Source organism: Ruegeria sp. AD91A (assembly GCF_003443535.1).
In the GTDB taxonomy this organism is placed as follows: Bacteria; Pseudomonadota; Alphaproteobacteria; order Rhodobacterales; family Rhodobacteraceae; genus Ruegeria.
Genome location: NZ_CP031947.1, coordinates 407,835 through 432,955 on the forward strand (window position 1 = coordinate 407,835; position 25,121 = coordinate 432,955).

21 protein-coding genes are annotated in these 25,121 nt (G+C 58.3%); 20 read left to right on the forward strand and 1 reads right to left on the reverse strand.

Going from position 1 to position 25,121, the window contains the following annotated elements; translation table 11 throughout:
• Window positions 1–5 precede the first annotated feature (5 nt).
• The 14 genes from nosZ to D1823_RS20370 all read left to right on the forward strand — a co-directional run bounded on the left by nosZ (window position 6) and on the right by D1823_RS20370 (window position 12,908).
• On the forward strand, window positions 6–1,913 hold the full coding sequence (gene nosZ, locus D1823_RS20305; protein ID WP_117873488.1) for a TAT-dependent nitrous-oxide reductase: 1,908 nt from the start codon (window positions 6–8) through the stop codon (window positions 1,911–1,913).
• A 3-nt stretch (window positions 1,914–1,916) separates the two neighbouring features.
• The gene (locus tag D1823_RS20310) at window positions 1,917–3,173 is read left to right on the forward strand and encodes a nitrous oxide reductase family maturation protein NosD (protein ID WP_117873490.1); all 1,257 of its coding nucleotides are present in this window, start codon (window positions 1,917–1,919) and stop codon (window positions 3,171–3,173) included.
• Entirely contained in the window at window positions 3,163–4,056 is an 894-nt protein-coding gene (locus D1823_RS20315; RefSeq protein ID WP_117873492.1) for an ABC transporter ATP-binding protein, read from the forward strand. Before D1823_RS20310 ends, D1823_RS20315 begins: the two co-directional genes overlap by 11 nt.
• Window positions 4,053–4,874 (forward strand): ABC transporter permease, encoded by an 822-nt coding sequence (locus D1823_RS20320; RefSeq protein ID WP_117873494.1) that lies wholly within the window; start codon window positions 4,053–4,055, stop codon window positions 4,872–4,874. The genes D1823_RS20315 and D1823_RS20320 overlap by 4 nt, the downstream gene beginning before the upstream one ends.
• Window positions 4,871–5,386, forward strand: coding sequence for a nitrous oxide reductase accessory protein NosL (locus D1823_RS20325; RefSeq protein WP_117873496.1), 516 nt, complete (start codon window positions 4,871–4,873; stop codon window positions 5,384–5,386). The genes D1823_RS20320 and D1823_RS20325 overlap by 4 nt, the downstream gene beginning before the upstream one ends.
• Window positions 5,383–6,279 (forward strand): FAD:protein FMN transferase, encoded by an 897-nt coding sequence (locus D1823_RS20330; RefSeq protein ID WP_117873498.1) that lies wholly within the window; start codon window positions 5,383–5,385, stop codon window positions 6,277–6,279. Before D1823_RS20325 ends, D1823_RS20330 begins: the two co-directional genes overlap by 4 nt.
• Before the next feature lie 131 nt (window positions 6,280–6,410).
• Window positions 6,411–6,926, forward strand: a complete 516-nt coding sequence (napF, locus tag D1823_RS20335) for a ferredoxin-type protein NapF (RefSeq protein WP_117873500.1) — start codon at window positions 6,411–6,413, stop codon at window positions 6,924–6,926.
• Window positions 6,923–7,216 carry a chaperone NapD gene (locus D1823_RS20340; RefSeq protein ID WP_117873502.1) on the forward strand — a complete coding sequence of 98 codons (294 nt, stop codon included), beginning with the start codon at window positions 6,923–6,925 and terminating at the stop codon, window positions 7,214–7,216. Before napF ends, D1823_RS20340 begins: the two co-directional genes overlap by 4 nt.
• Complete coding sequence (gene napA, locus D1823_RS20345) at window positions 7,213–9,705, forward strand: nitrate reductase catalytic subunit NapA (RefSeq protein ID WP_117873503.1); 2,493 nt, start codon at window positions 7,213–7,215, stop codon at window positions 9,703–9,705. Before D1823_RS20340 ends, napA begins: the two co-directional genes overlap by 4 nt.
• A 27-nt stretch (window positions 9,706–9,732) precedes the next feature.
• Window positions 9,733–10,551, forward strand: a complete 819-nt coding sequence (napG, locus tag D1823_RS20350; protein ID WP_117873505.1) for a ferredoxin-type protein NapG — start codon at window positions 9,733–9,735, stop codon at window positions 10,549–10,551.
• Window positions 10,548–11,465, forward strand: a complete 918-nt coding sequence (gene napH, locus D1823_RS20355) for a quinol dehydrogenase ferredoxin subunit NapH (RefSeq protein WP_117873507.1) — start codon at window positions 10,548–10,550, stop codon at window positions 11,463–11,465. The genes napG and napH overlap by 4 nt, the downstream gene beginning before the upstream one ends.
• A 12-nt stretch (window positions 11,466–11,477) precedes the next feature.
• A complete protein-coding gene (locus D1823_RS20360) occupies window positions 11,478–11,915 on the forward strand; it encodes a nitrate reductase cytochrome c-type subunit (RefSeq protein WP_117873509.1) in 438 nt (145 codons plus the stop codon).
• A 29-nt stretch (window positions 11,916–11,944) separates the two neighbouring features.
• On the forward strand, window positions 11,945–12,637 hold the full coding sequence (locus tag D1823_RS20365) for a NapC/NirT family cytochrome c (RefSeq protein ID WP_117873511.1): 693 nt from the start codon (window positions 11,945–11,947) through the stop codon (window positions 12,635–12,637).
• Between the two features lie 13 nt (window positions 12,638–12,650).
• Complete coding sequence (locus tag D1823_RS20370) at window positions 12,651–12,908, forward strand: hypothetical protein (RefSeq protein ID WP_117874057.1); 258 nt, start codon at window positions 12,651–12,653, stop codon at window positions 12,906–12,908.
• Window positions 12,909–12,978: 70 nt separating this feature from the next.
• Here D1823_RS20370 and D1823_RS20375 read toward each other — a convergent pair whose 3' ends face one another.
• Window positions 12,979–13,761 (reverse strand): DeoR/GlpR family DNA-binding transcription regulator, encoded by a 783-nt coding sequence (locus D1823_RS20375; RefSeq protein ID WP_117873513.1) that lies wholly within the window; start codon window positions 13,759–13,761, stop codon window positions 12,979–12,981.
• A gap of 150 nt (window positions 13,762–13,911) precedes the next feature.
• On the opposite strand from D1823_RS20375, the gene D1823_RS20380 reads away from it, so the two are divergent.
• From D1823_RS20380 to D1823_RS20405, 6 genes are all read left to right on the forward strand, one after another.
• Window positions 13,912–16,335 (forward strand): FAD-dependent oxidoreductase, encoded by a 2,424-nt coding sequence (locus D1823_RS20380; RefSeq protein WP_117873515.1) that lies wholly within the window; start codon window positions 13,912–13,914, stop codon window positions 16,333–16,335.
• Between the two features lie 11 nt (window positions 16,336–16,346).
• Window positions 16,347–17,279: a choline/ethanolamine kinase family protein gene (locus tag D1823_RS20385; RefSeq protein WP_117873517.1), complete on the forward strand. Its 933-nt coding sequence runs from the start codon at window positions 16,347–16,349 to the stop codon at window positions 17,277–17,279.
• 743 nt (window positions 17,280–18,022) lie between these two features.
• Window positions 18,023–21,223 carry an adenylate/guanylate cyclase domain-containing protein gene (locus D1823_RS20390; protein WP_117873519.1) on the forward strand — a complete coding sequence of 1,067 codons (3,201 nt, stop codon included), beginning with the start codon at window positions 18,023–18,025 and terminating at the stop codon, window positions 21,221–21,223.
• A 54-nt stretch (window positions 21,224–21,277) separates the two neighbouring features.
• Window positions 21,278–22,159, forward strand: a complete 882-nt coding sequence (locus tag D1823_RS20395; protein ID WP_117873521.1) for an encapsulin — start codon at window positions 21,278–21,280, stop codon at window positions 22,157–22,159.
• Between the two features lie 14 nt (window positions 22,160–22,173).
• Window positions 22,174–23,001 carry a DUF3237 domain-containing protein gene (locus tag D1823_RS20400; protein WP_162896897.1) on the forward strand — a complete coding sequence of 276 codons (828 nt, stop codon included), beginning with the start codon at window positions 22,174–22,176 and terminating at the stop codon, window positions 22,999–23,001.
• Entirely contained in the window at window positions 22,994–25,117 is a 2,124-nt protein-coding gene (locus D1823_RS20405; RefSeq protein WP_117873524.1) for an FAD-dependent oxidoreductase, read from the forward strand. Before D1823_RS20400 ends, D1823_RS20405 begins: the two co-directional genes overlap by 8 nt.
• Window positions 25,118–25,121: the final 4 nt, after the last annotated feature.

Consider the following 25,121-nt stretch of genomic DNA (forward strand, 5'->3'; position numbering starts at 1 on the left):
CGAACATGTCGGAACATGACAACAAACTAACCGTCACACGCCGCGGGATGCTGGGTGCAACTGCAACCGGCGCCGTGCTGGCCGGGACTGGTCTGGGCTCGACCCTGATGACCGCAAAACAGGCGAGCGCTGCGGCCAATGCCAATCTCGAACCCGGCGAGCTGGACGAGTATTACGGTTTCTGGTCTTCGGGTCAGACCGGTGAGTTGCGCATCCTGGGCTTCCCGTCCATGCGCGAACTGATGCGGGTGCCGGTGTTCAACCGCTGCTCGGCCACGGGCTGGGGTCAGACCAACGAGTCACTGAAAATCATGACCGAAGGGTTGCTGCCTGAAACCAAGGAGTTTCTCGCCAAGCGTGGCATGAAAACTTATGACAACGGCGACCTTCACCACCCGCATATGTCGTTCACCGACGGCACCTATGACGGCCGTTACCTGTTCATGAACGACAAGGCCAACACCCGCGTCGCCCGTGTGCGCTGTGACGTGATGAAATGCGACAAGATCACCGAGATCCCGAACGCCAAGGCGATCCACGGTCTGCGTCCGCAGAAATTCCCGCGCACCGGCTATGTCTTTGCCAATGGTGAAGATGAAACGCCGCTGGTCAACGATGGCAGCGTGCTGGACGATCCGTCGCAATACGTGAACATCTTTACCGCGTTGGACGGCGACACCATGGAAGTCGCCTGGCAGGTGATCGTATCCGGCAACCTCGACAACACCGACTGCGACTATCAGGGTAAATACGCCTATTCGACCTCGTACAACTCAGAAATGGGCATGAACCTGGCCGAGATGACCGAGAACGAATTGGACCACGTCGTTGTCTTCAACCTTGCGGAAATCGAAAAAGGCATCGAAGCCGGCGATTATCAGGAGCTGAAGGGCGTCAAGGTTTTGGACGGACGTAAGGGTCAGAACAAGAAATACACCCGCTACATCCCGATTCCGAATTCGCCACATGGCATCAACACCGCGCCAGACGGCAAGCACGTCTGCATCAACGGTAAACTGTCGCCGACCGTGTCGATCATGGACGTCGCCAAGCTGGACGCGCTGTTCGAAAGCGATGCCGACCCGCGGTCCTGCATCGTTGGTGAACCGCAGTTGGGTCTTGGCCCACTTCACACCGCCTATGATGGTCAGGGCAACGCCTTCACCACGCTGTTCCTGGACAGCCAGATCGTGAAGTGGAACATCGACAAGGCCATCCGCGCCTACAATGGCGAGGACGTGGACCCAATCATCTCGAAGGTCGACGTGCATTATCAGCCGGGTCACAACTCCACCTCGATGGGTGAAACCAAGGATGCCGACGGCAAGTGGCTGATTTCGATGAACAAGTTCTCGAAAGACCGCTTCCTGAACGTTGGTCCTCTTAAGCCCGAGAACGAACAGCTGATCGACATTTCGTCGGATGAGATGAAAGTGGTGCATGACGGCCCGACCTTTGCCGAACCGCACGATTCGATCATTGTACGCAGCGACATCGTAAACCCGGTCAACGTCTGGGATCGCAACGACGCCACGTGGGAAGACGCCCGCAAACAGGCCGAGGCCGATGGCATCGATCTGGAAGAAGGCGCTGAAGAACCGATCCGGGACGGCAACAAGGTGCGGGTCTACATGACCTCGCAGGCGCCGACTTTCAGTCTCGAGAAGTTCACCGTCAAACAAGGTGACGAGGTGACGGTTTACATCACCAACCTCGATGACGTGGACGACGTGACCCACGGCTTCTGCCTGGGCAACTACGGTATCGCTATGGAAGTGGCGCCGCTGGCCACCGCCTCGGTCACCTTCACTGCCGACCGTCCGGGCGTGCACTGGTTCTACTGCCAGTGGTTCTGCCATGCGCTGCACATGGAAATGCGCGGTCGGATGCTGGTCGAACCGCAAGGAGCCTGACCCATGCGCTGGTCCCTGTTCATACCGCTCCTGCTCGGCTCGCCCCTTTGGGCGGCGGATTGGGATGTGCCCAACCGGGCGGGGGCCATCAATGAAATACTGGCGCAGGCGGCGGATGGAGACACCCTCCGCCTGAGCCCCGGTGTCTATGCCGAGCATCTCGTCCTGGACCGGCCCGTCATCATCGACGGGCAGGGCCAGGCCACCATTGACGGGCAAGGCACCGGCAGCGTCATCACCGTGACCGGCCCGGGCGTGACCGTGCGCGGTCTGACTGTGATCGGCTCGGGCTCAAGCCATGACGGGATCGACAGCGGAATCCAACTGACCAAGACGGCCCGCGCGCCGCTGGTCGAGAATAATGTTCTGCTGGGCAATCTTTATGGCGTCGACATTCATGGTGCCAAAGACAGTATCGTGCGTGGCAACCGGATCGAAGGACGTTTGGACCAGCGGATGAACGACCGCGGCAATGGCGTCTATGTCTGGAATGCGCCGGGCGCGGTGGTCGAGGGCAATGACATCCGCTATGGGCGCGACGGAATCTTCGTGAACTCGTCCAAGAAGAACACCTTTACAGGCAACCTGTTCCGCGACCTCCGGTTCGCAGTGCACTACATGTATGCCGACAATTCAGTGGTCAGCGACAATGTCTCGATCGGTAACGATCTGGGCTATGCGGTCATGTTCACGACAAATGTGAAGGTCGCAGACAACGTTTCGATCGGTGACCGTGAACACGGCGTGATGCTGAACTACGCCAACAAGAGTGAGATCACCGGAAACGTGGTGATCGGTGCCAAGGAAAAGTGCACTTTCCTTTACAACTCCAACAAGAACGAGTTCACCGACAACTGGTTCCAGGGATGCGGCATCGGAATCCATTTCACCGCCGGCAGCGAACGCAACCGGATCGTCGGCAACGCCTTTGTCGGCAACCGGACACAGGTAAAATACGTCTCGACCAAATGGGTCGAGTGGTCGGAAGACGGCCGCGGCAATTACTGGTCCGATTTTGCCGCCTATGATGTGGATGGCAACGGCATCGCCGATGCCCCCTATCGCCCAAATGACTCGATGGACCATGTGCTGTGGACCCAACCCGCAGCCAAACTGCTGCTCGGCTCTCCTGCCGTGCAGCTGGTGCGCTGGTCGCAATCCGCTTTTCCGGCACTGTTGCCCGGTGGCGTGATGGACAGCAATCCATTGATGCAACCCCCTGAACCCCCAGCTATGAAAAAGGTGCCTCATGACGGATAAGGCCCTGACTATTGACCATGTCAGCAAGGACCGAGGGCAAACCCGCGTTCTTGACGATATCACCCTGTCTCTTGCCCCCGGCCAGCGCGTTGCGCTGCTGGGCCATAACGGCGCAGGCAAGTCGACCCTGATCAAATCCATCCTTGGCCTGACGCCGATCCATCGCGGAGCCATTCGGATCGGGAACGCCACCCCCGGTAGCGCTCAGGCACGGCGCGAGACGGCTTATCTGCCCGAAGCGGTGTCGTTTCATCCCGCATTGACCGGGCGCGAGCAATTGACCCTTTTCGCAAAACTGTCCGGGACCAAGGCCGATGTGCCCAGCTTACTGGATCGTGTCGGCCTGAGCGACGCTTTGGACCGTCGGATCGGAACCTATTCCAAAGGAATGCGGCAACGTCTGGGTCTGGCGCAGGTGCTGTTGGGCCAACCGAAAGTGGCTTTGCTGGATGAGCCGACAAGCGGGCTGGACCCGATTTCACGGCAAGATCTTTATGCCATCATCGACGAGTTGGCCGCCCAAGGCACCGCCGTCCTGATTGCCAGCCACGCACTGACCGAGGTCGAGGCCCGCACCGACCGTATCGCCATCATGCGAAAGGGTCGGATGGTGGCCGATGACACGCTGAACAATCTGTCGGCGCTGGCCGGTCTTCCGATCCGTCTGAAAGTGCGTGCTAGCGCCAACGCCGATGCCTTGGCTGCTGAACTGGGTGGCAACCGGATCAACGGTGCGTTGGTGGAACTGCTCTGCACCCCCGCTGACAAGATGGAGGCTCTGCGCCGCATCGCCGGAATGGGCGACGCGGTAGCGGATGTGGAAATGACCCCGCCCAAGCTTGAAGATCTCTATCGTCACTACGCGCAGGAGGGACTGCAATGACCCGCTTTCTCGCCATCACCCGCACCGAAATGCTGATCCTGCGCCGCAACCTCTGGTTGCTGGTCGCTACGCTTATCATGGTGCTGTTCGCATTGGCGTTGACCTTTGCGGGCAGCGCGCCAACTGGCACGCTGGGCGTTGACATGCTGACCGTTTCGGTTGCGTCGATGACCACGCTGTCGGTCTACCTCGCGCCCCTTCTGGCGTTGATGATCTCGTTCGACGCCATCGCCGGAGACGTGGACCGGGGCAGCCTGTCTCTGTTGTTGTCCTATCCGGCAGGGCGCGGAGAAATCCTGTTGGGCAAGTTCACCGCACATCTGTCTGCGCTGGCGTTCGCCATGACGGTTGGTTTCGGGATCGCTGGCGCAGTGGCTGCCTTCTTTGGCGGTGCCGGGCCGGAAAGCCTTATGGCTTTGGTCCGTCTAATTCTCACGTCCATCCTTCTGGGCGCCGTGTTTCTGGCGCTGGGATACCTGCTGTCTTCCATGGCTAAGGGGGCTACGGCGGCGGCGGGTCTGTCGGCCGGGCTCTGGCTGGTTTTTGTTGTCCTCTATGATCTGGGCCTGTTGGGGGCTGTCGTCATGGACAAGGGCGGCACCTTTACCCAATCCGTCTTTCCATGGGTGATGGTGGCCAACCCGGCCGACGCATTCCGTCTGTGGAACATCGCTGCGACCGAAGGAGTCGCGATGGCTTCGGGCATGACCGGGGCCGCGCAGGCCCTGCCTGTGTGGGCCGCGCCGGCATCTTTGTTGATCTGGCCAGTGATTGGCTTTGCCCTCGCGCGACTGGCATTCCGGAGGGTCGAGCCATGAAACCCCTCGTCCTGATTGCGTTGATCGCGCTGGCGGCCTGCAAGGAAGAACTGGCCGAAGCCCCCGACCCGGTCGACCTGACCCCTGATGCGCTGAGTTATTTCTGCCAGATGAACATAGCCGAACATGGCGGCCCCAAGGGGCAGATCCATCTGAAGGGATACCCCGCACCGCTGTTCTTTGCGCAGGTGCGAGACATGGTGGCATATCTCAAAAGCCCTGAACGAGATGCTGACATCACAGCCGTCTATGTCAGCAACATGGGCATTGCGCCAAGCTGGCGACAGCCGGGTATCTCGAACTGGATCGCCGCGGATGGCGCGACCTTTGTTGTTGGCGCCAATGTGGCGGGCGGCATGGGTGCGCGTGAAGTGGTGCCATTTGCCGATCCTGCTGATGCAAAGGCATTCATTGAAATTTACGGCGGGACCGCACTGGGCCTGCCGGACATCCCGGATACCGAAGTGCTTGGCCCCGTCGATCTGGAACTGCCGTTGGAGACCCCCGTATGACCGCCCTGTCGCGCCGCCGATTTCTGATCATTTCAGCCGCTTGTGCTGCGGCCACACCGGCCACGGCCTCTGACGCGCGTTGGCACGGCACCGCGCTGGGTGCCGCTGCAAGTCTGCGTTTGGTCGGGATGACGGATGTTGAAGCTGCACCCATCATAGCGGCCGTTGAGACCGAGATTGCCCGGCTGGAAGATATCTTCAGCCTGAATCGCCCGCAATCGCAGCTCAGCCGGTTGAACCACGATGGTGTTCTGACGGCGCCTGCTCCTGAATTGTTGAACGTGCTGAGTCTCAGCACAGCGCTGCATCAGGCATCGGGTGGCGCATTTGATCCGAGCATTCAACCCGTGTGGAGGGCATTGGCTGCGGGCGCGCGCGCTGACGATCTGGTTGATGTTCAGCGGGCAATAGGCTGGGAAAAGGTAATTTTCGATGCCTCGACCATTCGCCTGCCCATGCCCGGAAGATCCGCGCTGACGCTGAACGGTATTGCGCAGGGCGCGATCACTGATCGGATCGCCGCACTGCTGCGTGGCTTTGGTCTGAGTGATGTTCTGGTGGATATGGGGGAAATTGCTGCTCTGGGCGCGCGTGGCGACGGTGCGTCCTGGAAAGTTGGGCTGGCAACACCGGATCACACGGTTCTGAAGCGGATCGCGCTGCGCGACCGTGCCGTGGCGACATCGTCTTCGCTGGCCACTCAACTGAGCCCCGGTCTTGGGCACATCATCACCCCGGACGGGCCAGCAAACCGTGAAAGAACGGTTTCGGTTTCTGCCCCGGAAGCGGCAATTGCGGATGGGCTGTCCACTGCACTTTGCGCGGCATCAGCCGACAAAGCGAGTGAGATCGTAGTACGTTTCCCCGACGCCCGTATCGAACTGAACGTATGACGAAGGATTACGTTTCTCAGGCAGATCAAGAAAAATTCGCGAAAAGTATGATATAGGTCAATTCGTACGCTGCTTCAGGCAGCTAGGAAGTAAAGACGCGAACCTATCTATCCAAATACGAGTCGCCAGCTATGAGCCAGATGACGAGCAGACGCGCTTTTCTAAGCGCGCGTGTCCTGCGGGAGGACCGCGATGCGATCCGTCCGCCGGGGGCAGTCGCAACTGGCTTCGGAGATTTGTGCACGCGTTGCGAAGATTGCGCCGGGGCTTGTCCCGAAGACATCATCAGTTTCGACGACAGCGGCTTTCCCGTTCTGGACCTTTCCGCAGGCGGTTGCACCATGTGTGGTGACTGCGCTGACATTTGCCCGACCCCTGCGTTGCTGCCCGAGCGTGTTTCCGAATGGCCATGGCGCGCACGGATCGACGCCGCAAGCTGCCTGTCGATGAACGGGGTGAGTTGCCGCTTATGTCAGGACAATTGCGAACAGGATGCCATCCGCTTTCGCCTGCAACTGGGCGGACGCGCTGAACCGGCGCTTGAAACTGAAACCTGCATCGGTTGCGGCAGTTGTTCCGCCGCCTGTCCCGCCGGGGCCATCGCGATGCATCGCCCCGCCCCTCAACACCCGGAGGTGACCCAATGAATATCTGTGGCTGTCTAGTCCACATCGCCCCCGATTACACCGACGCCGCTCGCGCGGCGATGACCGGAACCCAAGGCGTCGAGCTTCATGCCGAAGCCGAGGATGGCCGGTTTGTTGTTGTTGTCGAGGATACGGCCGACCGGCTGGCCTCGGACACCATCATGGATCTGCACCAGATCCCCGGCGTGATCTCACTGTCACTGACTTATCACCATTTCGAAGATCTCGCGGAGACGGCTCCGCGTCCTGATGCTCCAAGCCAACCGTCCAGCAGGAGGCCCATGCAATGACCATCTCTGAATCCCGTCGTACATTCCTGAAAGCGACCGCAGCGGCAGCCACTGCCTCGGCTGCGGGCATTCCCATGGCCGCAGGTCAGGCCAACGCCCAGGTCGGCGCGCCCGATATTCGCTGGGACAAGGCTGCCTGCCGGTTCTGCGGCACAGGCTGTTCCGTTCTGGTGGGCACTAAAGACGGTCGTGTGGTGGCCACGCAAGGTGACCCAGACGCACCAGTGAACCGGGGACTGAACTGTATCAAGGGCTATTTCCTGTCCAAGATCATGTATGGCAAAGACCGCCTGACCACGCCGCTTTTGCGCAAGACCAACGGCGCCTATGATAAGAATGGCGAGTTCGAGCCGGTCAGCTGGGATGAAGCTTTTGATGTGATGGCCGCCAAATGGAAAGAGGCCCTTGCCAAGAAAGGCCCGACCAGCGTGGGGATGTTTGGTTCGGGTCAGTGGACGGTCTGGGAAGGCTATGCCGCTGCCAAGATGATGAAGGCCGGGTTCCGGTCGAACAACATTGATCCAAATGCGCGTCATTGCATGGCTTCGGCTGTGGTTGGTTTCATGCGCACCTTCGGCATCGATGAACCGATGGGGTGCTATGACGACTTCGAGCACGCCGATACGTTTGTGCTGTGGGGCTCGAACATGGCCGAGATGCACCCGATCCTGTGGTCGCGCCTGACCGACACCCGCCTGACCAAGTCGGGTTGCGAAGTGCATGTGCTGTCGACTTTCGAGCACCGCTCGTTCGAGCTTGCCGACAATGGCATGGTGTTCAAACCGCAAACTGATCTGGCGATCCTGAACTATATCGCCAATTACATCATCCAGAATGGTGCAGTGAACGAAGAGTTCGTCAAGAACCATGTCAACATCACCAAAACAGCAACCGATATCGGCTATGGTCTGCGCGACAACAACCCATTGCAGCAAGAAGCCGAAAACCCGAACTCGGGCAAGATGGAACCAATAAGCTTCGAAGAATATGCCGAGGCCGTTTCGGAATACACGCTGGAATACACTTCGGAACTGTCCGGTGTCCCGGCTGAAAAACTGGAGCGTCTTGCCAAACAATATGCCGACCCGGACCGCAAGGTCATGAGTCTGTGGACTATGGGTTTCAACCAGCACACCCGTGGGTCCTGGGTAAACTCTCTAATGTACAACGTGCACCTGCTGGTGGGCAAGATTTCGGAACCTGGCAACTCGCCCTTCTCGCTGACCGGTCAGCCGTCGGCCTGCGGCACAGCGCGAGAGGTCGGTACTTTTGCTCACCGTCTGCCCGCCGACATGGTCGTCATGAATGACAAGCACCGCGAGATCTGCGAAACCTCCTGGAATGTGCCTGCGGGCACCATTCCGCCCAAGCCCGGCTTTCACGCCGTGCTGCAACACCGCAAGCTGAAGGATGGCGATCTGAACGCCTATTGGGTTCAGTGCACCAACAACATGCAGGCTGCGCCGAACATCAACGAGGAAGGCTATCCCGGCTATCGCAACCCGGAAAACTTCATCACTGTTTCAGACCCCTACCCGACGGTCACTGCGGTTTCCGCTGACCTGATCCTGCCCACCGCCATGTGGGTCGAGAAGGAAGGCGCCTATGGCAACGCCGAGCGCCGCACCCAGTTCTGGCGACAACAGGTCAAGGCCCCGGGCGAGGCCAAATCGGACCTGTGGCAGGTGATGGAGTTCTCGAAGCGCTTCACCGTCGAAGAGGTCTGGGGCGAAGAATTGCTGGCCACCATGCCGGAACACCGTGGCAAGACCATGTATGACGTCCTGTTTGCCAATGGCAGCGTCGACAAGTTCCCGCTGTCGGAGACCGCCGAGGGCTTTGATAACGATGAATCCGAACATTTCGGCTTTTACGTTCAGAAGGGTCTGTTCGAGGAATATGCCGACTTCGGACGCGGGCACGCGCACGATCTGGCACCGTTTGAAACCTATCACCAAGCCCGTGGTCTGCGCTGGCCGGTCGTCGACGGCAAGGAAACGCTTTACCGCTTCCGCGAAGGCTATGACCCATATGTATCGGCGGGCACCGGTGTGGAGTTCTATGGCCACAAAGACGGCAAGGCCAAGATCATTTTTGCGCCGTATGAACCTGCTCCGGAAGAGCCCGACGCGGAATTTGATCTGTGGTTGTGCACCGGTCGCGTGCTGGAGCATTGGCACTCGGGCTCGATGACACGCCGGGTTCCTGAGCTGCACCGCGCTTATCCATCCGCTGTCGTCTACATGCATCCGCAGGACGCCAAGGATCGCGGATTGCGCCGGGGCCAGGAGATTGTTCTGTCAACCCGTCGCGGCGAGGTCACCAGCCGGGTTGAAACCCGGGGTCGGAACAAGGTGCCACGCGGTCTGGTCTTCATGCCCTGGTTCGACGAAAGCCAGTTGACCAACAAGCTGACGCTGGACGCGACCTGCCCACTGTCGAAAGAGACCGATTTCAAGAAGTGCGCCTGTAAAGTCGAGCGCGCGTAACCAGAAAGGATCGTACGGGTCGTTCCCATGTCTCTTGTCGATAAACCCCTTTCGCCGCAGCGGCGCCGGTTCCTTCAGGACTCGGCGCGGGCGGCGGGCGGCTGCGTGGTCGCAGGATCGCTGCTGGCCTATCTGGCCCGCGACGCCCGCGCCCTGCCTGCCGATGCCTTGCGCCCACCCGGCGCATTGCCGGAGAAGGAGTTCCTGTCGGCCTGCATCCGTTGCGGTTTATGCGTGCGGGACTGCCCATACGACACCCTGAAACTGGCCGAACTTGGCTCGGATGCGGTGGCAACGGGAACACCATTCTTCACCGCCCGGGATGTTCCCTGTGAAATGTGCGACGACATTCCGTGTGTCGCCGCATGTCCGACCGGGGCACTGGACCCCGGGCTGGACAATATCGACGACGCCGAGATGGGGGTTGCCGTACTGGTCGATCAGGAAAACTGCCTGAATTTCCTCGGTCTGCGTTGCGACGTCTGTTATCGCGTCTGCCCCGTTATTGACGAGGCGATCACTTTGGAGACGGCGCATAATACCCGGTCGGGCCATCATGCGTTATTCATTCCCACCGTCCATGCCGACCACTGTACAGGTTGCGGCATGTGCGAAAAAAGCTGTGTTCTGCCCGAGGCCGCCATCAAGGTTCTGCCTGCCCGGCTGGCGCGCGGCAGTTCGGCAGAGCATTACCGAAAGGGGTGGGAGGAAAAAGCCGCCAAAGGTGCACCAGTGGTCGAGGGGATCATCGATCTGCCCGACCGTTTGCCCGGACCGGGAACCGACAATCTTGCCGCGCCCGGCGGATTTGCGCCGGAATATGATCTGCATGGGGTGGGACAATGAGTGCTCGCACAAATATGCCCGTAGGTCAGGAGGCCGTTGAAGGCAAAGGGTGGATCGGGGCGCATCGTTTTTTGCTGATGCGTCGTGCAAGTCAGCTGTTCTTTCTGGTTCTGTTTCTGCTGGGCCCATGGTTCGGCATCTGGATCGTGGAGGGCACTTTGGCGGGGTCACTGACGCTTGGCGTGTTGCCGTTGACCGATCCGTTCATCTTGTTGCAAAGCTTCGTCGCAGGCCATTGGCCCGCGATGACTGCGCTGATCGGTGGGCTGATCGTTCTGGTGATCTATGCCCTGATCGGTGGGCGTGCCTATTGTTCCTGGGTCTGCCCCATAAACCCGGTGACGGACGCGGCCAACTGGGTGCACCGCAAACTGGACCTGCCGAAAGGCTGGCAACCCAAGCGCGGCACTCGGTTGTGGATTCTGGCAACCGTCCTGCTGGTCTCGGGCCTGAACGGCGTGATCGCGTGGGAGTTGGTCAACCCGATCATCATGCTGCATCGCGGGCTGGTATTCGGCATGGGCTTTGTCTGGGCCATGATCGCGGCCATCTTCGTCTTTGACGTTTTCGTCTCACGCCATGGCTGGTGCGGCCATCTATGCCCCGTGGGCGCGTTCTACGGGCTGATCGGGTCGAAAAACCTGCTGCGGGTCAGTGCAGCCAATCGCACGGCCTGCGACGACTGTATGGATTGCTATGCGGTCTGTCCTGAAAATCAGGTGATCTCGCCCGCGCTGAAAGGCAAGCCGGGAAGCTCGCCCCTGATCCTGTCATCCGACTGCACAAACTGCGGACGCTGCATCGATGTCTGCGCAGTCGACGTCTTTAACTTTACTCACCGGTTCGACGACCATGTCGTTCAACCTTCCGATCCAGTTGCCGCGCCTGAGCCGCGCGCTGCCAGACCTATCTAGGGGAGTGCCAAGATGAAAAGAACAATCGTTACAGGCGGAATTGCCCTTCTACCCGTATTGTTGCTGAGCGGATGGGCCCTTGCGCAATCCGCACAGGTAGAATCCCTGCGCGGGGCCGAGATTGACGAACCGGTGCCACTGGATCAGATCCACCGCAACGTCGAAGGGCGGCAGCAGCGCAATTATCGCCAGCAGCCGCCGTTGATCCCGCATTCGGTCGAACAATACCAGATCGACATTCGCACCAACCAATGTCTGTCCTGTCATGACTGGACCAAGGCGGGCGAGCGCAACGCACCGACCCTGTCGATGACCCACTATCTAGATCGCGATGGCAACGAGCTGGATCAGATTGCCGGAACCCGGTACTTCTGCAATCAGTGCCACGTTCCACAGGCAGACGCACCGCCACTGGTCGACAACGTGTTCCAGCCCTCCGCCAGCAACTGATCCAACGCAAGACTGAAAGGAGCACCGACATGGCAGACTCCCCTGAAAAACGCGGCTTGCTTGGTCGCCTCTGGAACGCGATCTGGACACCGGCAGTGATGTTCAGCTCGGGCTTTCTGATCCTTGCCGGCTTTCTGGTCGGTATTCTGTTCTGGGGTGGATTTCACTGGACGCTGGAACTGACCAACACCGAAGAGTTCTGTGTGTCCTGCCACACGATGGAAACGAACCTGGGCGAGTACCGGGAGACGATCCACTACAACAACCACTCCGGTGTACGTGCGATCTGCTCGGATTGCCATGTTCCGGATGAGTGGAGCCACAAGATCAAAGCCAAGATCATGGCCGTGAAAGACGTCTATCATGAACTGGCGGGCACGATCAGCACACCCGAAAAATATGAGGAACACCGTCTGGCGATGGCGTCGGCCGTGTGGAAAAAGATGAAAGCGTCTGACAGCCGCGAGTGCCGCAACTGTCACAACTTTGACTACATGGACTTCACCATTCAGGAAACACGCGCCGCGTCGGAACACCAACGCGCCATAGACAGCGGTATGACCTGTATCGATTGCCACCAGGGCATCGCGCACAACCTGCCACCCAACTACCTGGAAACATACGAGAAGGTGACTGCTGCACTGGACGGTGAAGTTGTGCAGGAGCACGCGACTGCCGCGGGTGACGACATCCGCGATTTCCTGAACAACAGCTCAAATTGATGTGGGGGCAGAGATGTTAGAGTTACTTGGAACCATTGGCAGCAACATCCTTGGTTTGCCCGGCATACTCGGTCTGGCCCTCGGCATGATGACCCGCAAGTTGTGGCTGGGCGCGACATTGGGCGGTGCAGTTGGCATACTTGAAACGCTGGTTTTTGCAGGCTTCCAGTTTGCGCATGTAGAGCCACTGGAACTGATCATCTCGATTGTGGTCGGCATCTGTGCAGGAAGCCTGGGCACTGCCATTCGCATCAAAGGCGCAACGGCCTGAAACTCAGCCGGTTTCACCACTTCGGTGGAACCGGCTTGTCCCGTCGGGCCGGGGCAGAATTGTCACAAAATCAAGGACTGCCTGCTTGTGCTTTCACGCCCGCTATCACCAATTCCGCATCTCCGGGTAAGGAGCGGAAGGATGCGGGCAATTTGCGATCGGTGATAAGCACGTCCTTCTCGGTCAGCCCAGGCAGGCGTAATGCCGGGCTGGTCTGGGCCTCGTTGAATTTTGTAGAATCAACAGCCATGAAGGTCTGGTCAGCGATATCAGACATCGCACGGGCCATGTCAGCCTCGCATTGGTCATAGACCATGAAGCCTTTGCTTGGATGCACCAGCGATGCCGACAATATGGCCGTCCGGGCCGAGAATCCTGCAATGACGTCATATGCGGCGCGGTCAAAGGCGGCCCCGTCGTGGTTGCGCAACTGTGTTCCCGCCATGAAGACCCTGTTGCCCTCTTCCATCGATAACGTGGCCGCGATGAAGGCCGAATTTGTCACCACCGTGAGGTTTTTGCGCGCGCGAAGTGCCAGCGCGATGAAGCCCGAGGTCGAACCCGTGTCGATGGCGATGGCCGAACCGTCCGGTATCCGCCCTGCAACGGCATCGGCTATCGCGACTTTGGCGGCGCGGTTCTTCGTCATGCGGGCCAGAAACGGTGGATCCAGCACATTTTGAGTGCTGACCAATGCACCATGCACCTTGGACAGGCTGCCTTTGGCGACCATCGGCTTCACGATTCGCCTTACGGTCTGGTCCGACACCTGGAGAATGCGCGCCAGTTCCATGACCGAAATTCGCCCATGCAGGTTTACCGTGCTGAGAATCTCTTGCTCGTATTTCGACATAAAGCGCCGCGTTATTTGTTGATTTCATCAGGTTACTTGTAAGGTTGACGCTGTTCAAGCGACTTACTTCAACACTATTCAAACTATTTTGTTGATTTATGTTGTTTTTGGATTTTTGATGAAAGCATATCAATTGAAGTGAGTTGGCGTATGACAACGCATTCGGTCAGACATCTCATCATTGGCGGGGGCATCATCGGATGCTCAATCGCGTATCATCTCGCACGGTCCGGTGAGACAGATGTTGTTCTTCTGGAAAGGGCGTCCCTGACCGAGGGGGCCACCTGGCATGCGGCGGGGCTTGTCGGGCAGTTGAGGTCATCACGCAACACGACGCGGATGCTGAAACGGTCCGTGGCGCTGTATGATCGTCTGGCCGAAGAAACCGGGATGGAGTTCGACTGGAAGAAGGTTGGAAGCCTGCGCCTGGCGGCAACCAAAGAGCGGCTTCTGGAAGCCAAGCGTCTAGCGACAATGGCCCGCAGCTTTGATCTGGAGATGGAGATAATCTCGGCGGCCGAGGCCAAAACGCTGTTTCCCTATATCGACGCGAAGGGATTGGAAGGCGCGGCCTTTATCGCCTCGGACGGTCATGTCGATCCCGCAGGCTTATGTCAGGCAATCGCGTCCGGTGCCCGGATGCACGGTGCCCAGATCCGCCAATCCGTGCAGGTTACCGATTTTGAAATCCGCAACAATCGCATCGCCAAAGTGATGACATCAGAAGGGGACTATGAAGCGGAAACCGTCGTTCTGGCCGCCGGAATGTGGAGCCGCGAGCTGGCCGCGAAACTCGGGGTCGTTGTCCCGGCCTGCGCCGTCGAGCATCAATACATCGTAACGGAACCCCTGCCCGACCCCGATCTTGTAAAACGCCTGCCAACCCTGCGGGATCCCGAGCGGCTGGTGTATTACAAGCCTGACGCGGGCGGACGACTAGTGATCGGCGGGTATGAGGACAACACACTGCCGTTCGGCGACAGGGGCATTCCGGGCGCGTTTGTCCGGCAGTTGTTGCCCGACAACCTGGAGCGGTTTGCGCCCCTTGCCGAACTGGCAGGTCGGGTTACGCCGGTCGTCAACACCGTTGGAATCCGGCAGGTCATCAACGGCCCGATCCCTTATTCCGCAGATGGCGATTTTGTCATGGGATGGGCGCCCGAGCTGGGAAACCTGATGCTGGCGACCGGATTTCTGTACGGCATCGCGGCAGGTGGTGGCGCGGGAGAGATGATCGCGGAGTGGATTGTTGAAGGCCGCCCGAGCCTTGATCTGTGGCCTCTGGACGTTCGCCGGTTCAGTCCGCATCACGCCACACGCGCCTTCATGTATCCCCGCGCGGTCGAACATTACGCGCATCATTACAAGATGCGATATCCGGTACAGGAGGCGGAAACGGCCAGAAACCTGCGCCTGTCGCCACTGCATGAGCGGCTGAAGCAACATGGGGCGGTGTTCGGGTCAAAGAATGGATGGGAGCGGCCGCTCTGGTTCGCTCCTGTCGGTGTAGAGCCTGTGGATCAGTTGGATTTCCTGTCGCCGGGTTGGAAAGCCTATGCCGAGCAGGAACACAAGGCCGCGCGCGACGGTGTAGTTCTGATCGATCAAACCAGTTTCTCAAAGTTCGAACTGATCGGTCCTGGCGCGCTGGAAGCCCTTCAAAACCTCGCCGTTTCAAACATGGACAAGCCGGATGGCACGGTGATCTACACCCAATTGTGCAATGATCGCGGCGGCGTTGAAGCCGATATCACCGTCACCCGATTGGGGCGGGAACACTTTTATATCGTGACCGGGTCCGGATTCGGCGTGCATGACGCGGACTGGATCCGACGTCACCTGCCCCGCGACGGGTGCGCGCAGCTGATCGAAATGACATCGGCACGCGCCGTCATCAACATCTGCGGCCCCAAAGCGCGGGATGTGATGCAGACCGTTGCGGAAGAAGACGTCTCGAACCTTGCGTTTCCCTTTGCAACGGCCCGAGAGATCACTCTGGGAACGGCAAAGGTCCGCGCGATCCGTATAGGCTATGTGGGAGAGCTGGGATGGGAGCTGCATATTCCAACCGAGTTCGCCCTGCATGTCTACGACCTATTGTGGTATGCCGGTCAGAACCATGGCATCCGCGACATCGGCTACCGCACGATCGAGTCCTTGCGGCTGGAAAAAGGCTATCTTTACTGGAGCGCTGACATCACCCCAGACTATTCACCAATCGAAGCAGGCCTTGGCTCGCGGGTACATTTGAAGTCCAAAGAGGACTTCATCGGACGGTCGGCGTTGGAGGCGCAGAAAGTGAACGGTCCTGACCGGCAGCTCTGTACATTCATCACTGAAGAACGGCTGCCGATCACCGGAGGGGAAACCATACTGCAGTCCGGCAAGACAGTCTCGCTGGCATGCAGCGGTGGATATGGGTTTACCGTCGGCAAGACCATCCTCTACGGTTATCTGCCTGCGGGACTGGCTGGTGGGTCAGATTTCGAAGTGGAGGTGTTCGGGGAACGCCACGCCATCCGCCGCGTGGACGGGCCGCTTTATGATCCAGCAAACGGCCGGTTGAAAGCCTGAGGGAATGAACGATGCAGAATGAACCAAAAAATGAGATTATTCAGGTCCTTCGCAACGTGGCGGGGTTCGAAACCCTTGTTGAGGCGGACATTCACACCCAGCGGCTGGGTGGGTTAACCAATCTGGTCTATCGCGTCGAAGGCGGGCCAAGGACGGTGGTTGTGCGTATCCCCGGTGAAGGCACCGAAGCCTATATCGACCGCGCGGTCGAAATCCACAACGCACGGGTGGCAGCAAAGGCCGGGGTCGGCCCCGAAGTTCTGTGGGCAGACGCGTCATCTGGCGTGATGATCAGCGATTGCGTGACCGACATCGTCACAATGACACCCGAGATTTTTGCGACGCGCCCGGGGTCTGCTGCCCGCGCGGGAAAGGCCCTGAAGCAGCTTCATGGCGCCCCTGAGCCGTTCAAGTTTCGGTTTGAGCTGTTTTCGATGATCAGCGAATACATGAAGGTGCTTGCGGACAAAAACGCCACCCTGCCAGAAGGTTACGCGGACGTCGTGGCAGAAGCGGCTCCGATCCGCGCGTTGCTGCGTGACAAACCAGGGACATTGGTCCCCAGTCATTGCGACCCGCTGTGCGAAAACTTTCTGGATGACGGCCAGCGCATGTGGATCGTCGATTATGAGTATTCAGGCATGAACGACGCCCTATGGGATCTGGGTGATCTGTCCGTCGAAGCCGGGTTGAGCGACGAGCAGGAACTCGAGATGTTGACGGCCTATTTCGGAAACCCGCCCAGCGATGCGCAGATCGGGCGTATGGTGATCTACAAAGCCATGTGTGATCTGCTGTGGACGCTGTGGGGATTGATCCAGCACGCGGATGAAAACCCGGCCGAAGATTTCTGGGCCTATGCCACAAGTCGGTTCGAACGGTGCAAGGCCCTGATGCTGGCTCCGTCCTTTGCGGCCCATGCGAGAGCCGTGGCGCAAGAATAGAAGGTTGCCCGCTGGCACATCAAACTTGGAAACCGGTTGTGACTTTGCCTGTCTCCTAGCTTTGGATCGCATCCGCCGACGCTTTAATGCCGGCAAAGGTCGGTCTGAGTTCAATTCAGGGTGACGACGGGACGTGGATTTTTTCTTGCGAAGTGGATTGGTTCCGGGTTCGCAGCTTCCTTATGCACGGCTTCGGAATATCTTCCTGCAAACCATTAAGAAGCCGCTTGGAAAGGCGCATGTCGGGTGGCTGTGTCCTTGACCTGAGCGCGCTGGATGTGATGCGAACCTGATGCAGGGCGTTTTGATGAGCAGACACGAACGCAACGCCATTTGAGTTTTATGACATGCAATCGTGAGTGTCCGATTTGCCGTTGGAACGAGGCAGAAAACGCTGCGAAACGAGGCGGTTCTGCCAGATATTTAATGTCGGCAACAGCGCTTGCGCAAATACGACAACCTTGACGTGACGTCAGGCTTATGACGACAATCTTGATAGTCCGGTCGTTCCGAGCCCTTGCGGGTATGATCAATTGGAAGCTGGAACCCGATGATTTGGCAGGAAAAACACGTGACGGTGTGATAATTCTGACGTATATCGGTCAATCAATGTAACAAGTTAACTGTGCGGCCTACGCCAAACATGGATTCAGCACAAAATCCTCTCTACTTTTGGATTATACATATACATTATGTATTAAGGGGAAAATCAGGGGGATAGATATGGACGGAGTCGCAAGACAATGACGCGAGTCCTTGAGGCATCACCACGCATTTCAAAAGTCCTTTATCTGGCAGATCTGAATGACTATGCCACTCTGTTTCAGAGAGAGGGCGTGGATGACGACATTCTGGACGAGTTGACTGATCCGGAACTGCGTGATCTCGGGTTGACGGTTGGTGAAAGGAAGCGGTTTCGGAAGGCGCAGGCCAGGCTGAAATCACAGGAAGCTTCGACGCGGCCCGAAGTTCAGTCGAATGCCGAGCGCCGGCATCTCACTTTGGTTTTCTGCGATCTTGTGGGGTCGACACGGCTGGCTCAGCGATATGACCCGGAAGACCTGATGCAGATCATGAACCTGTATCTGGATACGGCGATCGGCACCTTGAAACAACACGGCTGCCACCTGGCCTATCGGCAGGGCGACGGCATCATGGTGTATTTCGGATACCCGAAGGCCATGGAAGATGACGCCGAGCGTGCTGTGCGGGCGGTATTGGAAACCATTGAAGCCGTTCAGAATCTTGAAAACGAGTTTGGAGAAAAGCTCGACCTGCGGGCGGGTATTGCGACCGGTATGGTTGTTGTGGGAGTCGTTTCCTCGAAAAGCCTGGGATCTCAGGACTTTCTGGTAGGTGAAACGGCGAATCTTGCGTCCCGTCTTCAGGGGTTGGCCGAACCGGGTGAAGTGATCATTTCTTCCGAGACCTGGCGGCTGACCCAAGGTGCCTTTGAATTCGAACCACGTGGCAGCCATGAGCTGAAAGGCTTTGACAATCAGCGCAACGTGTACCGCGTGGTGTCGGAAATCATTTCCTCCAGCCGGTTCGACGCGCGGGTGGGTCAATCTGCGGTCGATCTTGTGGCCCGGCAGGACGATCTTTCGACTCTGACCCAACTTTGGAGCGAGGCGCAGGAAGGCTCAGGCAGGCTGGCGCTTGTCGGGGGTGCGGCAGGTATCGGCAAATCAAGGCTGATCAAATCGCTGTCTGAAACGATCGGGGTCAAGCCCTTTACGTTGCAGTGCATCCCTCACCTGACCAGTCTTCCCCTGCATCCTATTGTAGGAGAGTTGAGGCGCGTTTCAGGTGATAAATCAAATGACAGCATCAGGTCTTCGATTTCCGACTTCGTGCAAACGGCCTCTCGTCTGAGTGAAGCCGATTTGCCCGTTCTTCTTGATCTGGCGGGTGTGGAGACCGGCGCCCCGACAGAGTCGGACCCGTTGAAGAAAGCGCGCAAGTCACTTGACGTGATGCTGCGCAGTCTGGGCAGCCTGTGCGACAGGCGCGGTACTTTGTTGTTGGTGGTTGAAGACGTTCATTGGGCCGATGCTACCACATTGGACGTCCTGGATGCGCTTGCGTCAGCTTTGAGCAACTTTCCGGTACTGGTGGTTCTGTCCCATCGACCTGAATACGAACCTCCGGAACATTTCGAGAGCCGAGCCGCACGCATTAATCTGTCTCCGCTTGGCAACACCGAAGCATCCGAACTGGTTCGACGCGTGGCTGAGCCATACAGTTTGCCTGTCATCCTGATCAGGCAGATTATCGAGAAGGCGGATGGCGTGCCGCTGTACATCGAAGAAATGACAAAGGCGGTTTTGGACCAGCTTCCCCAGGACGCCCCGATCAATGCCGAGGTTCTGGATGCGCTGAGCGTCCCGGCCACCCTTCAGGACTCGCTGATGTCGCGTCTTGACCGGATGGAAAATGCCAAGCCGGTCGCCCAGCTCGGATCGGTTATCGGACGCAGTTTCACCGCTCAGACGATACACGCGGTCGCGCATGCAGATATGGATGTAGAAAGCGCCCTCATGCAGCTTATGGCGGCTGGCGTCGTGCTGATTACCAGCGATTCAGGGTCGGCCACATACACGTTCAACCACGCGCTGGTTCAGGATACAGCCTATAATTCGTTGCTTCGGGAAGACCGGCAGAAGGTGCATCTGAAAATTGCCCGGGCCTTGCTGGACGGTCACCAAGCATTCGGCAGTCCGGCCCCCGATACCGTCGCGCATCATTGCGATCTTGGCGGATTGAAGGATGAAGCCGTTGCGAATTGGGTCACTGCAGGTGAACTGGCATTGTCCCGGCTGGCGAACCTGCCTGCGATTTCCGCTTTCCGGGCCGCCCTGCGCAACATCGGAACCATGGCGGCCAACGCAGATCGCGATGGATTCGAGCTTCGGGTTCAGATGAATATTCTGCCCGCCTATATGGCGATCTACGGGTGGTCGGCCGACCAGGTCGGAGAAACTGCTGCCAGGGCAATGGAACTGGCCCAGTCTTTGGGCGACGGTGAAACCCTGTTCGCCGCTACCTTCTGCCGCTGGACCAACTTCTTTGTTGGCGGTCAGATGAACCGAGCGATGGAAATGGGACAAGCACTGGATATGATGGCAGGCATGTCCGCTGACCCCGTCGCCAACGTTCTTGCGGCGCGGGCCCTGAGCTTTACTCATTACTTCCGTGGGGAATTTGCTGAATGCGAACAACAGCTTGAGCGCGCTTTCGCCCTGATCACACCCGAGCTGGATATGGCCATGATGCCCATGACCCAGTCTTCCACGACCGCCTCTTTGCTGGCCATTCAGGGATGCCTGCTGTGGCAGCAGGGGAAATTCGAAAAGGCCGAAGCCGCGCGTCTGGAAGCCATCGAGGTCAGCAGGGCGCTGAATCATGCACCCAACCTTGTCTACGTCATGGGCGCTTGCAGCATGTTCCTGCCCTATGCGGGTGAATGGGACCGGCTTGATGTGACGATGAAGGAAGCCAGAAAAGTCGCGGATGAGGAAGGGTTTCTTTACCTTCACGCGATGCAGGACATCTACATGGGTCTCGCGCAAGCCGGGAAAGGCGATATCGCAGGTGTTCCGGAACGCATCGAGGCATGCATGAACCTGATCTCCAAATCTGGTGGAAACTTTACTTTTCCTCAGAATCAGATTGTTCTGTCTGAGTTAATGATAGATCACGGAGATATTGATCAGGCTTTGGACCGGCTCGAAACCGTTTGCATTCCCGGTTGGGAACGTGGCGAGATGCTGAACAAACCTGAATATCACCGTGTGCGAGCAAAGGCTTTTGCCGCAAAGGGGGATTTGGACGCTGCAATTGGCGAGGCGAAACAAGCGCTTTTGCTTGCCCAAGATTGCCGCGGTGTCGTTCAGGAGCAGCGGGCGCGCAATCAGCTGGACAGATTGAGTGAAACAAAATGAGAACAATATTGACTGCCCCGCCGAATTGGGCAGCAGCAGCGAGAGGGATTTGAAATGACCAATGCATTGGATTGGAATGAAGATCAGTGGAGCGCCGTGAACAAGGCCGTCCATGACGAGGCACTGCGCGCCCGGGTGGCAGCCAGTTTCCTACCCCTATACGGACCGCTGCCCGCAGACACGCAATCTGTTCCGCTGAACAAGCTCAGTCTGGTCGACAACTCATCTGGTGCATCCAAAGAACGTCTTGACGTGAACGATTATGACACCTTGCGCCTTACAACCGTATCGGTGAACGTGTACCTGAAAGGTGCACAGGTGGCTGATCCGGAACTGGCCGCAGCTCAGATCATGTTCCGCCGAGCAGCCGCTGTTGTGGCCCGGGTAGAGGACGACATCATTTTCAACGGTCAACCCGGTACCGGACAAGCCCCCAAACACGCTGGCGGCGCGGGCACCTCACTGCCGCAGATCTATACGATCAGCGGCGGTGGCAAATATCCGGGATTGCTTGAAGCGGGCGAAAGCAAAACCAATACCGCGACCAAAAAGGGCTATACCGGAACCGATGTTTTCGAGGCCGTCGTCGCGGGCATCAGCACGCTGGAAACGCATGGCTATCTGGGCCCCTATGCCTGTGTGATGGGCAATGGTCTGTTTCGGGCAGCTACCACTCCGCTGCCGAACTCGATGGTACTGCCTCGTGACAGCATCCTCCCGTTCCTGGACGGGCCCTTGCTGCGTTCCAGCACCCTGCCCCCGAACAAGGCAGTGCTTGTGTCCCTGCTGGGTGCACCAGTTGAAATCGTCGTGCCCTCGGATATCGCCGTGAAGTATCTGCAAACCTCTGCCGAAGGAGAGCATATCTTCCGCGTGCAGCAGAAATTCCATCTCAGGATCAAGGAAGCTGAGGCCATCTGCACCATCACGTGCTGACCGGAGATCGGGCCGTGCGCGAGTTTACAGATCGGGGCGTAACGCTGCGTTGGTCCGAGGCGATCAACGCAGACGGTCTCAATCGGGTACTGGTGGAAGCAGGTCCCGCAGTGTCGTCGCATGACACGGTACGTCTGATCTGTTCGGAAAACGGAGGCCCCGAACGCGCCATTCGCGGGTGGCCCGTGTTACGAGACCCGCAAACCGGGTTTCAACAATTCGCAGCCATTTTGCCGTCGGTGATACAGGAAAAATCCTTGTCCTGGCGTCCGGTGCTGACCTCGGGTGGTCGCGAGTACGACCCTGGACCCGAAGAAGCGCCTGAAGCACCCCCCCCACCAACACCCGCGAAACCTTCGGCACAGTCACCCGTTCTGGAGCATGTCGCCAAATTCGTCGTGCCGTTCACCAGCAATTTTTCCCCTTCGGGCGAAACACCGGACGGAATCTGGCTACACTTCGCGATCAAAGAGGGGGGTACCGTCGAAGGCCCACATTTGAAAGGAACGATCGAACCGATTGGCGGAGATTGGATGCGCGTGCGTTCCGATGGTGTGGGACTGCTTCATGCAAAGGCGCTTATCAAACCGTCCGCGGGGAATGCTCCGATCCTGTTCGAAGATACGGGTGTGTGTGACTTCGGCCCGGACGGTTATGCGGCCTTGGCCAAGGGCAACCTGCCCGCTTCGGCCCCGGTACGGCTTGCTCCGCGTTACCTGACCTCAAACCCGCATTACAGCTGGATGAATCGGTTGCAGGGTTTTGGCATTGGCGAAGCCAGCCTGTCAGACATTACCCTGCGCTTTGACGTTTATTCCGCGAAAGGAACTTCCGATGCCTGAAAAGGTTGTCATTCTTGGAGGCGGCGTGGCCGGAATGAGCGCCGCGCACGAACTGATTGAACGCGGGTTCGAGGTAGAAGTCCACGAACGCCAGTTGATCCCGGGTGGCAAGGCCCGCAGCATCCCAGTGATGAAGGGTGAAGGGGACCATGGTTCGAAAGCAAATCACATCAAGGCGCTTGAAAGATGGGCTGAGATGGATGGGGCCAGTTATCCGCCCGGCGTGAAACGCCCCTGGCTGCCCGGCGAACATGGATTTCGGTTCTTTCCGAACTTTTATCGGCATATCACGGACACGATGGCCCGTACGCCGTATTACGACAAGGGGACATGCTTTGACAATCTGGTCCCGACCACTCAGGTTCTGGTCAGCCAGTTCGATAAACCCGGCATCATTGTCCCAGAACGGTTTCCCCGCACGCTCAAGGATGTCTCGGATGCCTTCAAGACGATTGCCTTCGCGCTCTCGCCGAGGGACCAGATTGCGTATGAGGATGTCGAGCATTTTGTCGCCTGCATGTGGCGGATCGCGAGCTCCTGCAAGGAACGCCGGTTCGACGAATATGAACGGATCGGCTGGTGGGATTTCATCGGCGCGCAAGACCGTTCCGAAGCCTATCAAAAGTTCCTTGCCATCGGCCTGACCCGTTCATTGGTGGCCGCCAAGGCCACGACAGCCAGCACGAAGACAGTGGGGGACATTGCGATTCAGCTTCAGCTGGGCATTGCCACGCCCGAGCCACACTGCAACAGGCTGCTGAACGGGCCCACCAATCTCGTCTGGATTCAACCGTGGCTGGATTACCTGAAAAGCAAGGGGGTCGTTTACAAGTTTGACTCCAAAGTTACGGGCATCGAGTGCCGGAACGGGCGGATTATCGGCGCGACAGTCGAACAGGACGGAGAAGAAAAACAAGTCACCGGGGACTGGTTTATCAGCGCGATCCCGATTGAACGCATTGCTCCACTTGTGACCCCGGAAATGATGGCGCTCGACCCGGCCCTCGCCAAGTTGTCTCTGCTGGCCGAGGACGTACAGTGGATGAACGGCATTCAGTTCTATCTGACCAAGGAAGTTGAACTGACCCACGGCCACGTCATCTTCATTGACAGCCCATGGGCTTTGACCGCTGTGTCGCAAAAACAGTTCTGGCACCAGATTGATTTCGACAACTGGGCTGAAGGAAAGACCAAAGGCCTGCTGTCGATCGACATTTCCGAATGGGACAAACCCGGTCTGAACGGGAAGACAGCGCGTAATTGCAGCCGGGAAGAGATTGCAAGCGAGGTTTGGGAACAGGTCAAGCGGGGCATCAACGTGGATGGCCAAACCGTTTTGCGGGACGAGGATATGCATTACTGGTTCCTCGATCCCGATATCGTTCAAGACCCGAACGACCCCAAGCGTCAAAGCAATGTCGAACCCTTGCTGGTCAACCGTATCAACAGCTGGCGCTTGCGCCCGGATGCGGCCACGCTCATCCCGAATTTCTTCCTGGCATCGGACTATGTCCGCACTTTCACCGACCTTGCCACGATGGAAGGGGCGAACGAGGCCGCGCGCCGTGCCGTCAACGCCATCCTTCAGCGCAGTGGATCGGATGCACAACCCTGCCAGATCTGGGATCTGCACGAGCCCGATATCCTCAAACCGCTGCGTGCCTATGATTACGCCCGGTATCAGGCTGGCCTTCCGTGGGACAACCGGTTCGCTGTTGCGGTCGAAGCCGCGCTGAAAATGGGTCAGGACACGGCAGGAGTTGATCGTGGCGGTGATGGCCCCCTTGCCGCCATAGGAGAACCGGCAACGGAATATTCAAAACCCGGCGGCGTCACCGAGGACCCAGCCATTGCCGAAGCGCTTAGAATGATTTGCCCGCCGAAAGAGCTGTACGACCTCATCGCGAATTACGAACCCACCACGGATCTTCCAATCCCGGGGGATGAGCTTGCCGAAGATGTCGCGTATGATCTGGGTCGGGACAGCGGTCAATCAGATGCCTTGTCCAGGGCGATACCAATTTCGGATGCACCGCTCTCTGCTTTTGGCGCCGGTCCGGAACGATCCGGCACGCCGGAAAACAAAAGTCGCGTGATCATCACCCAGAAGGGCTGAGCCT

Coding starts and splice junctions, on each gene's coding strand:
- nosZ (WP_117873488.1), top strand. CDS start 6: ATGTCGGAACATGACAACAAACTAACCGTCACACGCCGCGGGATGCTG.
- D1823_RS20310 (WP_117873490.1), top strand. CDS start 1,917: ATGCGCTGGTCCCTGTTCATACCGCTCCTGCTCGGCTCGCCCCTTTGG.
- D1823_RS20315 (WP_117873492.1), top strand. CDS start 3,163: ATGACGGATAAGGCCCTGACTATTGACCATGTCAGCAAGGACCGAGGG.
- D1823_RS20320 (WP_117873494.1), top strand. CDS start 4,053: ATGACCCGCTTTCTCGCCATCACCCGCACCGAAATGCTGATCCTGCGC.
- D1823_RS20325 (WP_117873496.1), top strand. CDS start 4,871: ATGAAACCCCTCGTCCTGATTGCGTTGATCGCGCTGGCGGCCTGCAAG.
- D1823_RS20330 (WP_117873498.1), top strand. CDS start 5,383: ATGACCGCCCTGTCGCGCCGCCGATTTCTGATCATTTCAGCCGCTTGT.
- napF (WP_117873500.1), top strand. CDS start 6,411: ATGAGCCAGATGACGAGCAGACGCGCTTTTCTAAGCGCGCGTGTCCTG.
- D1823_RS20340 (WP_117873502.1), top strand. CDS start 6,923: ATGAATATCTGTGGCTGTCTAGTCCACATCGCCCCCGATTACACCGAC.
- napA (WP_117873503.1), top strand. CDS start 7,213: ATGACCATCTCTGAATCCCGTCGTACATTCCTGAAAGCGACCGCAGCG.
- napG (WP_117873505.1), top strand. CDS start 9,733: ATGTCTCTTGTCGATAAACCCCTTTCGCCGCAGCGGCGCCGGTTCCTT.
- napH (WP_117873507.1), top strand. CDS start 10,548: ATGAGTGCTCGCACAAATATGCCCGTAGGTCAGGAGGCCGTTGAAGGC.
- D1823_RS20360 (WP_117873509.1), top strand. CDS start 11,478: ATGAAAAGAACAATCGTTACAGGCGGAATTGCCCTTCTACCCGTATTG.
- D1823_RS20365 (WP_117873511.1), top strand. CDS start 11,945: ATGGCAGACTCCCCTGAAAAACGCGGCTTGCTTGGTCGCCTCTGGAAC.
- D1823_RS20370 (WP_117874057.1), top strand. CDS start 12,651: ATGTTAGAGTTACTTGGAACCATTGGCAGCAACATCCTTGGTTTGCCC.
- D1823_RS20375 (WP_117873513.1), bottom strand. CDS start 13,761: ATGTCGAAATACGAGCAAGAGATTCTCAGCACGGTAAACCTGCATGGG.
- D1823_RS20380 (WP_117873515.1), top strand. CDS start 13,912: ATGACAACGCATTCGGTCAGACATCTCATCATTGGCGGGGGCATCATC.
- D1823_RS20385 (WP_117873517.1), top strand. CDS start 16,347: ATGCAGAATGAACCAAAAAATGAGATTATTCAGGTCCTTCGCAACGTG.
- D1823_RS20390 (WP_117873519.1), top strand. CDS start 18,023: ATGACGCGAGTCCTTGAGGCATCACCACGCATTTCAAAAGTCCTTTAT.
- D1823_RS20395 (WP_117873521.1), top strand. CDS start 21,278: ATGACCAATGCATTGGATTGGAATGAAGATCAGTGGAGCGCCGTGAAC.
- D1823_RS20405 (WP_117873524.1), top strand. CDS start 22,994: ATGCCTGAAAAGGTTGTCATTCTTGGAGGCGGCGTGGCCGGAATGAGC.